This window comes from Alkaliphilus metalliredigens QYMF (genome assembly GCF_000016985.1).
Lineage (GTDB): Bacteria > Bacillota > Clostridia > Peptostreptococcales > Natronincolaceae > Alkaliphilus_A > Alkaliphilus_A metalliredigens.
In genome coordinates, this window is sequence record NC_009633.1 from 3,066,367 (window position 1) to 3,079,049 (window position 12,683).

Annotated in this window: 13 protein-coding genes; all 13 read right to left on the reverse strand. The window is 37.4% G+C overall.

The window, feature by feature from the left end; all coding sequences use genetic code 11:
• Complete coding sequence (gene yqfD / locus AMET_RS14925; protein ID WP_012064141.1) at positions 1-1,233, reverse strand: sporulation protein YqfD; 1,233 nt, start codon at positions 1,231-1,233, stop codon at positions 1-3.
• Between the two features lie 12 nt (positions 1,234-1,245).
• Positions 1,246-1,521, reverse strand: coding sequence for a sporulation protein YqfC (gene yqfC / locus AMET_RS14930; RefSeq protein WP_012064142.1), 276 nt, complete (start codon positions 1,519-1,521; stop codon positions 1,246-1,248).
• A gap of 111 nt (positions 1,522-1,632) precedes the next feature.
• Positions 1,633-2,154, reverse strand: a complete 522-nt coding sequence (locus AMET_RS14935; protein ID WP_012064143.1) for a hypothetical protein — start codon at positions 2,152-2,154, stop codon at positions 1,633-1,635.
• 67 nt (positions 2,155-2,221) lie between these two features.
• On the reverse strand, positions 2,222-3,211 hold the full coding sequence (gene floA, locus AMET_RS14940; protein ID WP_012064144.1) for a flotillin-like protein FloA: 990 nt from the start codon (positions 3,209-3,211) through the stop codon (positions 2,222-2,224).
• 12 nt (positions 3,212-3,223) lie between these two features.
• A complete protein-coding gene (locus AMET_RS14945; RefSeq protein WP_012064145.1) occupies positions 3,224-4,522 on the reverse strand; it encodes an NfeD family protein in 1,299 nt (432 codons plus the stop codon).
• A gap of 281 nt (positions 4,523-4,803) precedes the next feature.
• Positions 4,804-5,943 (reverse strand): endonuclease/exonuclease/phosphatase family protein, encoded by a 1,140-nt coding sequence (locus tag AMET_RS24415; RefSeq protein WP_012064146.1) that lies wholly within the window; start codon positions 5,941-5,943, stop codon positions 4,804-4,806.
• A gap of 224 nt (positions 5,944-6,167) precedes the next feature.
• Positions 6,168-8,027, reverse strand: a complete 1,860-nt coding sequence (locus AMET_RS14955; protein WP_041720256.1) for an IS1634 family transposase — start codon at positions 8,025-8,027, stop codon at positions 6,168-6,170.
• Between the two features lie 271 nt (positions 8,028-8,298).
• The gene (locus AMET_RS14960; protein WP_012064147.1) at positions 8,299-8,745 is read right to left on the reverse strand and encodes a GatB/YqeY domain-containing protein; all 447 of its coding nucleotides are present in this window, start codon (positions 8,743-8,745) and stop codon (positions 8,299-8,301) included.
• A 46-nt stretch (positions 8,746-8,791) separates the two neighbouring features.
• Complete coding sequence (gene rpsU, locus AMET_RS14965) at positions 8,792-8,965, reverse strand: 30S ribosomal protein S21 (RefSeq protein WP_012064148.1); 174 nt, start codon at positions 8,963-8,965, stop codon at positions 8,792-8,794.
• Positions 8,966-9,097: 132 nt separating this feature from the next.
• Positions 9,098-9,442, reverse strand: a complete 345-nt coding sequence (locus AMET_RS14970) for a histidine triad nucleotide-binding protein (RefSeq protein WP_012064149.1) — start codon at positions 9,440-9,442, stop codon at positions 9,098-9,100.
• 106 nt (positions 9,443-9,548) lie between these two features.
• The gene (gene mtaB, locus AMET_RS14975) at positions 9,549-10,850 is read right to left on the reverse strand and encodes a tRNA (N(6)-L-threonylcarbamoyladenosine(37)-C(2))-methylthiotransferase MtaB (RefSeq protein WP_012064150.1); all 1,302 of its coding nucleotides are present in this window, start codon (positions 10,848-10,850) and stop codon (positions 9,549-9,551) included.
• Entirely contained in the window at positions 10,851-11,615 is a 765-nt protein-coding gene (locus AMET_RS14980) for a 16S rRNA (uracil(1498)-N(3))-methyltransferase (RefSeq protein WP_012064151.1), read from the reverse strand.
• Positions 11,608-12,561, reverse strand: coding sequence for a 50S ribosomal protein L11 methyltransferase (prmA, locus tag AMET_RS14985; RefSeq protein WP_012064152.1), 954 nt, complete (start codon positions 12,559-12,561; stop codon positions 11,608-11,610). Before prmA ends, AMET_RS14980 begins: the two co-directional genes overlap by 8 nt.
• Between the last annotated feature and the right edge of the window lie 122 nt (positions 12,562-12,683).

The window sequence follows — 12,683 nt, forward strand, 5'->3', positions numbered from 1 at the left end:
TTAATCCTCCTCAGTATCTAGTCTTTCCTCGTTATTTAGCCTTGCTTCAATTTCAATTATACTTTGAGCGCTTATTTCCTCTAAGGCCTCTATGGTGATTTTTCCATAAAGTGTGTTCTCACTTGTTTTGAAGTCTACCATGGTATTGAGCACTTCAGCCTCTAAGGGGATCTCCTCAAGTAATTCGGCTATTGCGGCTTCATGAAGCTTTTTCTTCGCCGTCTCTAATTCCACCATTTCATCAACTTCAATAGCCTCATAATAGGTATCTACAATCATTTCGACAGGAAAGCTTTGATTCCTCCATTTAAGAAGCTTTTTTGTTGTCTTTTCTATAATATAGACTTCATAGGGAATTTCTCCATGATCTAATGATAATTGTAGATCCCCTATTTTAAACATCCTTCGCGTAAATGTTTCCCCTGTCTTTTCCTTGTTTATTTTAATGAGTTCCATTGCTTTTGTTGTCTCATAGTAGGTTTTTCCGTAGACTTCTCCATATGCATGGACAATCATTGGATTTTCCATCTGCTCTCTCTCTATTACCCCTGTAATTAAAAGATCTCCCTCAGAGACAATATCACCCTGTTTCACTACAGCATCACCATTTTTAGCCACAATTCGTTCAATAACTGCATTTTTTCTTGCAACTACATGACTGGGAGTATCTCTTTCGACTCTTACTGGGGGTGTTGTCTTCTCTACTATTTCTACCCTAGCTTGGATACCTCTAATCTCGATCCCCACCCATGCCAAATCACTGAATCTGATCATCAATTCCTCTTCTATTTCATTTCGGTCTATCAAATAGCGATTGCTGCCTATTTTCAATCCTGATTCATTTAAAGCTTCAAGAATTTCTTCTTCTTGAATTTTATCGTTTCCGATTAATTCGATGGTAAAAATGAAAGAAGCAGTAAAAATAAGTAATAGTAAAGAAAAAAATGCTCCCAATAAAAGCATTTTCCTCTTTTTAAGTTGATGAGCAACAAATGGGTAGCCACTTTTTTCTATAATAGAAACACGACATCCTGTCCTTCTTACAATTTTTCTTAATTCTTTAAAGGCTTTTATGCCTACTTTCATCTCTACTGTTGTATAGTTAGTGCGTTTAATGTCCCATAAATAAATCTCCCGGACAATACACAAATTGATAAACTTTTCCAATGATAATCCTTCTACTTTTATAATAACATAACCCCTAAAATAATTCCATAGATTAAGTATTAACACCCATCTCACTCCTTAATCAATGAATTCCACCGCTTGGATTTCACCGACAATCACGATTTCTTCTACCACAATATTCTTAATTGATAAGTTCTTACCGATTATCCTTAATGTACCACTTTTTGTATTAATTCTAATTCGACTGGTAGTATACTCGATAATTCCCTTATGATTTTCAATATAAATTTGCAGGTTGCCAACCAATGTGATTTTAGGTAGGTCTAACATAATGTCTTGTGGTAATTCTAGAATTTCCGATAAACTCTTCTTAATTTCCTGACTCTTGTTCACTTGGTTCACCCCCTGTCTATACAATTTTTATGCTAAAAGCCCTTTAACTAGACCTTTTTACGCAAAAAAAAGGTAGAAGCCCTGGGCTTCTACCTCTTTTCCATCATTGTTCTATCGTTGTTTTGCCTTTGGTTTTCCTAATACCTCAGACATAATCACACCTTGTAAAATTGATTTTTGGTCAATGGAAATAAGGTCCTGTGCACTAATTTCACCTGCTTGGATCACATCTTTCCTTGTATCACTCTTTTTTGTTTTAACGGTTCTTTCGGTTTTGAGGATTTTACTCTTTTCAACAATTTCTGGTTGTTTTTCTGGAGATTCTTCCTCCATTTGACTGTACTGCTGTGATTTCCTAGCAGTCCCACCAGTCCTTGTGGCTTCTCCGAAAACTTCATTCAAGTCCTTTTGAAAATCTCTAAACAAATCTCCCAAACCACCTGTAGGCCCTGTGGATGGTCGCCTCTGCCCTTGTCTCGTAGCTGGCTGAGGTTTTGATTGTGCTGGTCTTGTGTTAGGTCTGCTTTGCCCTTGAGAAGGGCCTGTTCTTCTCGTCTTCGCTTCCTTTGATTTATTAAAGAAGGAGCTAATGACAGCTATTGCAATAAAACCTAATATGGCTTCAAAACTCATTTTATCACTTCCTTATATGCTAGGAGTGGCCTTTACAGTTTAACTTTTATCCTTGTAATCGTTTTTGTTACTCTTCTTCATACTTCTTTTCGTTTGGTGCTACCTTTGAAATAGAATCACGCATATCAGTGTCAGCCATGATGTTCTTCATGTTATAGTAATCCATAACACCCATTTTTCCTTCTCTTAGGGCAGTAGCTAAGGCCTTTGGTACTTCTGCTTCAGCTTCTACTACCTTGGCTCTCATTTCTTGAACAGCAGCCTTCATTTCCTGCTCCTTAGCAACAGCCATTGCTCTTCTTTCTTCGGCCTTAGCCTGAGCGATACGCTTGTCAGCATCAGCTTGGTCTGTTTGTAGCTGGGCACCGATATTTCTACCGATATCAATGTCAGCAATATCAATGGATAAAATTTCATAGGCTGTTCCTGCATCTAACCCTTTGCTTAATACTGTTTTTGATATCATATCCGGGTTTTCAAGCACATGCTTATGGGTCGTAGCAGAACCTACTGTGGTTACAATTCCTTCACCAACTCTTGCAATGATGGTTTCTTCACCAGCTCCACCAACAAGTCGTTCAATGTTTGCTCTTACTGTTACCCTTGCTCTTGCCATAACTTCAATCCCATCCTTGGCAACAGCTGCAATCTTAGGCGTTTCAATTACCTTTGGGTTAACACTGACTTGGACCGCCTCTAGCACTTGACGACCTGCTAAGTCAATGGCAGCGGCTCGTTCAAATGGTAGATTGATCTCTGCTCTTTGTGCTGCAATCAATGCATCCACCAAGGTGTTAACATCTCCGCCTGCTAAATAATGGGCCTCTAGTTTATCAATGTTTATATCGATACCCGCCTTAGTGGCTTTAATCAATGGATTAATAATTCTGATTGGCTGAACTCTTCTAAAACGCATTCCAACCAAGGTGAAAATGCCAACCTTTACTCCGGAGAACTGTGCAGTAATCCATAATCCTACCGGAACAAAGCTCAATATAATCGACAAAATAACAAACGCGACACCAATCAAAATGATAAATGGAATAAATTCTGTCATAAAATCCCTCCTCTATTCAACTTTTCTTACAACAATTCTTCTGCCCTCTACCTGAACGACTCTAATCATAGATCCTGACTCGATAAAGCCACCTTCAGATACAACATCCAATCGCTCTCCTTCAACTTCAACAGTTCCCGAGGGTCTCAGATAAGAGATTGCCACGCCTTCTTTTCCTACTAAAGCGTCACTTCCCTGCTTAAATGAGGTATATCCCGCTTCTTTTGTCAAGGCCGTCCTGAGAACAATGCGATCGAAATGCTTGCTTCGAGGTGCATATTTCAGTATAAAAACAATGGCAACAATGGTTAAGACAAAGGCTATGGTTAGGGAGACTGCTGCGCTGGTCACACTATTGGCCGCTAGGACAATACTTGTAATCACAGCTATAAGTCCTCCTATCCCCGGAAATCCGAAGCCCGGTGCAAATGCTTCAATGCTTAACAGGGCAATTCCAGTCATAAAAATAATAATGACACCTAATCCGGCATTTCCTGCTAAAATACTTCCACCAAAGTAAGTTGCAAAGGCAATAAAACTGACAGTTCCACCTAGGCCAAACCCAGGGGTAAGTACCTCCGTTGCTAATCCCACAAATCCTAATGTTAATAAAATAGGTGTGACGACAGAGCTAGTCGCTAGCTGTGCAGTCCTAACTCTAGCTGACATAGGTGTATTGATTATTTGTGTGTACTCTACATTTAAGCCTTCTAATACTGCTAGGGTATCTGCTGCCACTAAATCAGCAAGCCCAAGCTTCAATGCTTCTTGATTTGTTAGATTCAGTAACCTTCCTGATTCGATGACGTTTTCAATCGCAATGCTTTCATCTGCCATGGCCGCCACCAGTTGATCATCTCTTCCTTTTTGCTGGGCAACTGTTCTTAGCTCGCTGACCCAGTAGGACAGACTCTTTTCCGTATTGGGAATTGGCTCAGCAGATCCAATTGTACTTCCCTGTGCCATGGCCACTTGATCAGCTGATATTGTCAATAGGACACCTGCTGATTCCGCCTTTGTATTGACAAAAGAAATTGTTGGTACAGAGCTGTTACGGATATAATAGCTCATTCTTTCAGCAGAATCAACTCTCCCCCCGTATGTGTCGATTTCAAAAACAACCGCCACCGTATTGGGATCTTGCTCTGCAACTTTTAGGTTATCCAGCATATATTGATACACAGCAGGACCGATCTCTCCATGGATAGGGATCACATAGACTATTTTTTCCTGGGGAGCTGCTGTTGTATGCATGATCAGTCCCGCAAAAATAAGCAGTATCGCAATTAAGAACCTTTCTCTTTTCCTCATATTACCACCCCCTTTCAAATATTATAACATATTCCCCATGGTAGAGATATGCTCTATACTTAATATATTCCCCCTTTTTAAAATTTAAACCCCATTAAATGAAATGAAGTTAAATTCAACGGAAGTTTTGGCCCTCACTGAATCCTAGCACAGGGAATTTCAAGGATGTATCACATCAAAAACCCAAGTACTCCAGCATTACAAAGATGCCTAAGTCATTGGGTTACATATTTTTTAGAATTTAAGTGTTTTTCAACAGTATACAAAATGATATTGTACCTTCAAGGTAGTACCACCTTCGTGGTAACTGGATAGTGATCTGATGCTCTACTTTTAATAACCCGATAGGTTAGTATTTCCATTTGTTGGTCAACAAAGATATAGTCAATTCTTCCCGACAAAACCGGTAGGTCAAATGTAGGTGTATCATTATACCCCATTCTTTTTCCAACGTCCAGCAAGCCCCTAGAAAGCTTTTGGATCTCTTGGCTATGGGGTCTTGCATTAAAATCCCCTACTAAAATAACTGGATTTTGAGCCATGTCTATTTGTTGCTCAATGACTTTCACTTGACCCATTCGTTCCTTTTGATTCAATCCCAGATGTGTAACGAAAAAATCTACTAATTGCCCCTCGACATCAATTGTTGTCTTTAGTAATCCCCTTGACTCCCTGCCGCTGGGGATCATTACATTTTCATAGTCTTCAATTGGATGTACACTTAAAACTGCATTGCCATACTTAGCGCCGACAATATTTAAATTGGGTCCATAGGCATAATTCATCCCCAGCTCTTCACTTAGGTACTTAATTTGATCCTGAAATTTTGTACGAATAAAATGTTGGTCCACTTCCTGTAGTCCAATAACCTCTGCTCTGCTTTCCTTAATCACTTCTGCAATTTGATCTAAGCTGTATCTCCCAAATAGATCTCTTCCTATGTGAATATTATAGGACATGATTCTCAATCGCTTTTCCCTCTCATCATCTAGTGAATTCATTGAAATGGCTTCCCTACTTTCTGCCTCTTTGCCTTCCATTTTTACTATTTCCGTAAATGGAATTTCCGATACCTTCATATCAATTTGTTGTTCTCTTCTAGGTTGAATACGAAGGGTATGGAATTGCTTAAGTGGTGCCATTGATTTTGTTATATAAAAAAAATGACCTTCAGTGCCATCTTTTTTCGCTTTTTTAACTGGATGATCTAGTAAAAGATATTGAATTAATTGTTCCCCTTCATCAAATGCCTCAATGATGATCTTTGAAGTGTTTTTAGAAGCGACGACTTCTAGATACTCTGTGCTCCCGTCCTTTATATAATGAGTTAATTGTATGTTTTCCTGTGATAGTACTTGAATCGTAAAAAGGAATGTAATCATAAATACGATAATTATTGCTATTTTTTTGATTTTGCCCATGATGTCACACTCCTTTGATTCACTGGTATAATTTTCTGATAATTACATTATATCATAGGAGTCTCTGTCAATTATATTGGTATTTTTATGTATATATTTCCTCTGACGCTATTGTATGGACTCATGAAAATGACCCCTGACTTCGGAACATCATTCATAATAAAAAGTGCTGAAGCCATCTGTTTACAGAGGTTTCAGTACTTTTTATTTTTGTTTTGCACTCACTACATCTTTTTAATTATATTGGAGATTTCATTACTCAGTAGAACATTCTTTTCAATTTTAAATATGTCTTGGTTTATTTTGCTCTTAAATAATTTGTCTGAGATCATATATAATTTGTCTACTTTGTAATCAATCTCATCTATAACAAACCCTTCTAGACCATTGATTATTTCATGGGTAGATATTTCAACGTTTTTCTCTTCTAATTTATACTCTAATACTCTCTGGATGACTAAGGCCAAATAACAAATTAAAAAATGTGACCGGATTCTTCGTTCTTTAAAGTGATACACAGGTCTTGCTTTTAAATTTGTTTTTAATATTCTGAAGGACTCTTCAATTTTATACAGGGATTTATAAGCCACCATTATATCTGCTGGATTCATCTCTACTTTATTGGTAACGATGTAAAAATATCCGAAATTCTCTTGTTCTTGTTTAATTTTTTCTTCATCGATCTCAATGTTTATTTTCTCTTTAGGATTATCAACAGCTTTGTAATACTTGCTTTTAGATTTAGTTGTTGAATTAATTGTAAAATCTTTTATATTTTTTTTCGCTCTTTCAAGCATTTTATCTTGTTTAAACATCTCCCGTTCTTTGTAGACATCTGAATATTTTTTTATGATTAATTCATCATAGGTTTCATCATTGTGACTCACTTTTCTTTTACTGGTGATATAGCCGCTTTTATATTTAGCCTCGGCTTTAGAAGTGATGTTCCAAGATGAATTGAATTTCTTCTCTTTTAGATCTTTAGGCACTGCACTGCCCTTAGAACCTACAATGTAGTTAAGCCCTTTGCCACGGATCATTTCTAAGTTAGCCCTTGAATTTAAGCCTCTGTCAGCAACGATAATAATTTCTTTTATGGTGTAATTATTTAATATATCGTCAATGACCTCTTCCATGGTATGTAATTCATGTTTGTTGCCTTTGAAAAGCCTATAGGAAATAGGGATGCCATTTGTGTCTATTAATAAACCCATAACCACTTGTGTTTCATTTCTTTTATTATCCTTACTCATGCCTCTTTCTCTAAAACCGTCTTCATCAAAAGACTCAAAGTAATAGGTTGTGCAGTCATAAAAGGCTAAAGATATATTTCTTTCTGGAACAATCTTTTCCATATGTTTATTGAGATGTTTGAAAAGTTTGTTTTCATTCATTTCAAAATTACTATCATAAGACGTTATTAGTTCTTCTAATTCGTGAGAGGTATTGTTTATGTTAGTTTCTAATATTTTTTTAGCCTCTGAATCAACGGTATCTAAGAGAATCTCCATATCGTTTATGACTTGAATGCCATCTTGTAACGCTTTAGATTTATGTTTATTAAATCCAGAAAAAACATCCAAAGAGGAATAAATATTATCGTTATTTACAAAATTAAAATCATACAGGAAATCATCCTTTCTAGTAGCTACTTCAAGCTTACTAGAAGGATTGAATAATCTACCAAGTACTTGATAGAACATCATATCGCTAAAAGAATAATCAAGTTTAGAGTCTTTGACCATCTTAGAAAAGAAACTTTGTAATTTCAATTGGTTAAAGATTTCTAAGTATGGTAGATAGCCAATATTTTTATGCTTAAGAGAAAGCTTATCTTTTGACATGGATACAATAAAATCTTCAAAGTTTTCAAATCCTCGAGAAGCTTCATCTAGTCTAATCATTTCTTTTAGCTCAGCTTCAGCTTGCACAAGAGCTTTCTTACCTGATTTAGAATCCAAATCATGAGTACCAAAACCTTTAATCTGAATTTTTTTTGATTTCTTAGTTTCAGGATCTCTAATCCCCTTAGCAATTGATATGAAATACTTACCATTTGGTCTTTTAGATTTACTAATATACATGCACAATCCCTCCATAAAATCCCTCTAACTACATTATACATCATATTATTCACCACGACAAGTCGTGGGCGTAAATAAACAAAAAAATAATGAGAAATGTTCAAATTTAAACATTTACTCATCATTTGTTCTGAATTTATGTTCTGAAGTCAGGTTATATCATAGGAGTCTCTGTCAATTATATTGGTATTTTTATGTATATATTTCCTCTGACGCTATTGTATGGACTCATGAAAATGACCCAGGAGATATATCTCCTGGGTCATTTTCTTTATGATTGTAATCGTTCTCTAACGATTTGATTAACTATTTTTCCATCAGCCTTGCCTTTTAGCTTTGGCATGACGGCTGCCATTATTTTACCCATTTCTTTTATGGATGCTGCTCCTACTTCAGAAATTGTTTCATCTACAACCTGAGCCACTTCTTCTGGCGTTAGTTGTTCTGGTAAGTAGCTCATAATGACTTCTAATTCTTGTTGAACTTCTTCAACTAAGTCTTGTCGATTGCCTTTACGGAATTCTACCGCAGCATCACGACGTTGCTTAGCTTGTTTTGATAAAATCTCAATGATGTCTTCGTCGTTCAACTCAATTCTTTGATCCACTTCTACTTGTTTAATATCAGAACGAATCATCGTAATGACACTTTTTCGAAGTGTATCTTTATTTTTCATAGCTTCTTTTAAGTCGTTAGCTAACTGTGCTTTGAGGGACATATTTTTCACCTCGTCTTCATTTCTTAATTAATCACTTGAAAATCACTTAGAATTTTTTCTTACGAGCAGCCTCAGCTTTCTTCTTACGCTTTACACTTGGCTTCTCATAATGCTCTCTTTTTCTCACTTCAGCCATTACTCCTGACTTGGCGCATTGCTTCTTGAATCTACGAAGCGCATTATCTAGAGATTCATTATCTTTAATTTTGATTTCTGACATTTTACTTCTCCCTCCCTCCGCTAGCACCCCCCGCTGTGCTTAAACTATAGCAACAGACGGCTATATTGCAAGTGGGATTATTCCAATACTTTGTTATTATACATTAAAAACAAAAGATGTGCAATGAAAATTTTAGCCTGGAGGCCATACCATCCTTCTTCCACCCATTAGATGAAAATGAATATGTCCAACAGTTTGTCCTCCATTTGTGCCACAATTGTTTACAACACGGAAGCCTTCTTCCTCTAGTTCAAACTCCCTTGCCAAGTGTTGAATGGCCACAAATATTTTAGGCATCAGCACTTCATTGTCCTCTTGGGTTAAGTGCGCAAAAGAAGGGATGTGTTTTTTAGGAATCACAAGCAAATGAACCGGCGCTTCAGGATTAATATCCTTAAATGCCATGACATCTTCATTCTCATAAATGATTGTTGCGGGAATTTCTTGGTCGACAATTTTACAAAATAGACACTCCAACTCTATCCACCTCCTTACCCAATACTATTCTTCTTTTATTCAACAAAAACCAGGGAATTCCTTTTTTTAATGCAATAATCTTTCCATAGAGAGCATCTATCCATTATTAGAGAAGATGGCCTAATAAACCGGAATCCATAATCTTGTCTATTTGGACATCTTGGAGCATTCCCTCTTTTCCCTGTTTTGATGCAAGTAAAACCTTCAGGTGATTGGTTGTGAAACCTTCTAATAGATTTTGATCCTGGCCAGATTGCCCTTCTAATAGGACTTCCATCCTTTGGTCAATGAATTGTAGTTGATATTCCTTTTTCAGTCTATCACCTAGTTCAATGAGCTTTTCACTACGTTCATGTTTTGTAATGCCATCGATTTGGTCATCAAATTGAGCCGCTGGTGTTCCCTCCCGTGGGGAATATTTAAAGACATGAATTTCACTAAAGGCCATCTCTTCTACAAAATCATAGCTGGTTTGAAAGTCCACATCGGTTTCCCCAGGAAAGCCCACAATAATATCAGTGGTCAGTGCAACTAATGGATAATAATGTCGAATCCGTTTCACTGTCTCGCGATACATTTGGCTTGTATATTTTCGATTCATTTTTTTTAGTGTTTTGTCGCTACCACTTTGCAATGAAAGGTGGAAGTGATCACAAATTTTTTCAAGCTTTGAAAGGGCACTTAAAAACGCATCAGAAAACAAAGTTGGCTCTAGAGAGCTTAACCGTATTCTTTCAAGTCCCTCAATGGCATTGACTCGCTTTAATACGTCTAAGAGGCCCTCATGGTCTCCTAAATCCTTTCCATAGGAAGCCACATGAATCCCTGTCAACACCACTTCTTTAAAGCCATTATTCACTAAGGTTTGGACTTCCTGTATGATCTCTATTTTTCCCCTGCTACGGATGGGTCCTCTGGCATAGGGAATGATACAATAGGCACAATATTGATTGCAACCCTCTTGGATCTTCAAAAATGCCCGTGTCTTTCCATGCATTTCTTGAACAGTCATTTCCTCGAACTTTTTAATTTTCATAATATCATCCACGACATTCACCTTACTATCAGCTGAACAACCTTCAACAATTTCAACAATCTTGTTTCTCTCATTAGTACCAATGACAATGTTAACACCTTCAATATCCAAAACTTTCTCAGGAGCTGTCTGGGCATAGCAACCCACAACCACAATGATCCCATCAGGATTGTTTCGTTTTGCCCGTCGAATAAATTGTCTGGATTTCTTATCACCTACATTGGTAACGGTACAGGTGTTGATCACATATACATCTGCAATCTCTGTATCTTTCACCAAGTGATATCCTGATCCCTCAAATAGCTCAGTCATCGCTTGGGTTTCATATTGATTGACTTTACAGCCTAGTGTATGGAATGCAACTCTTTTCAACTATGCCCCTCCTAAATCTCCCAACTCATACATTAACATGCTGAGCACAGCAAAACCTGCTGTTTCTGTTCTTAATATTCTCGGTCCTAATGTAATTGATCGGACATCATGTGAGAGTGCTTTTTCAATTTCTTTTCCAGTAAAGCCGCCCTCTGGTCCGATCCAAATCCCAATGGATTTGACCTCCGTGATTTCAACAAGAGATGCGATCAATGCCTTCAGCCCCATGGTCTTCTCTTTTTCATAGGCCAAAACATTCAAGTCATTTTCGTTACAAGCTTCCAATGCTTTGGTATATGTCATGGGGATATGTATCCGTGGAATTTTTCCTCTTTTGGATTGCTTTGAAGCTTCATCAGCAATTTTTTGCCATCTTTCAACTTTTTTTTCTCTATCTTTTTCATTGTTAAATTGTACAATAGTTCGGTCAGTCATCACAGGAATGATATCACTGATCCCCATTTCAGTAGTCTTCTGTATAATAAGCTCCATCTTCGTTGCTTTTGGAATTCCTTGATACAGTCGAACTTGAATTGGTGGTTCAGTAAAAATATTTTCTTGCTTTTCAATTGACAAGGTGACTTGCTCCTTACTGATTTCATCAATCCGTCCAATGTACTCTAAGGCTTGCCCATCACATACTTCAACGAGATCTCCCACCACCAGGCGCAATACTTTTCCAATATGTTTCACATCATCACCTACAATGCTGATGGTCCTAGCCTGTTGATTGACTTGTGAGGGCACAACAAAAAACCTATTCATCTACCCCACCCTTTAATTTAGAGATAATGACTGCCCATTCTCCCATTGTTTCTACCTTAACTATTTCTAAGTTATTAGCAATAAGTTGTGCCTTAACGACTTCAACTTTATCTAAAATAATTCCAGATGCAATAAAAATTCCTTCTTTTTTCAGGAAGTTTTTTACATCCTTGCTTAGTAGGATAATGATGTCTGCAATAATATTGGCTACAATCACATCAGCCCGACTGGTAACCACATCCATTAAATTACCATGTCTCACTTCAACAATATCAGACACATCATTTGCATCCACATTTTCCTGGGTTACCCTGATAGCTGTCCCATCTAAATCAACAGCAATGACTTTTTCAGCCCCTAGCTTTGCTGCCACAATGGATAAGATGCCGCTTCCACAACCAATATCGAAAACCGTATACTTAGCTCCTACGATTTTTTCTAGCTCTTGGGCACACATCATTGTGGTTTCATGAGTTCCAGTTCCAAAGGCCATACCAGGGTCCATCTCAATGATCATTTCCCCTTCTTTTCTTTCATATTCCTCCCAGGTGGGCTTCACAACAATATTCTTGCCAATATGGGTTGGTTTATAGTACTTTTTCCAAGAGTGACTCCAGTCCTCTTCATTCACTTCAAGGGTTGTCACCTCTCCTAACCCAATGTTCAATCCATATTTAGGCAGTAATGCAACTGATTGACGAATCAACTCCAACTTATAGGCCAAATCTGCTGCCTCTGGTAAGTATCCCTTGACCAATGCACCTTCAAGCTCTCTGTCCAATAGGGCTTCGTCTACATAGTCCCAGGCTTCGTTACTTTGTTCCAGTAAGCTAAAATCGTTCTCATCCTCAATGGACACCCCTGCTACACCACCATCGTAGAGAATATTGGCAACGGCTTCAACTGCTTCTGAAGTTGTTTTGATTGATACTTCAATCCATTTCACTCTATCACACTCCTAAATAATATCCGAAGAATACATCTTCGGTTTATTGATACGACGCCCTCTTCATTGAATCTTATTTTATCCTATTATACCCTATCCATAATAAATATACCAATACCACA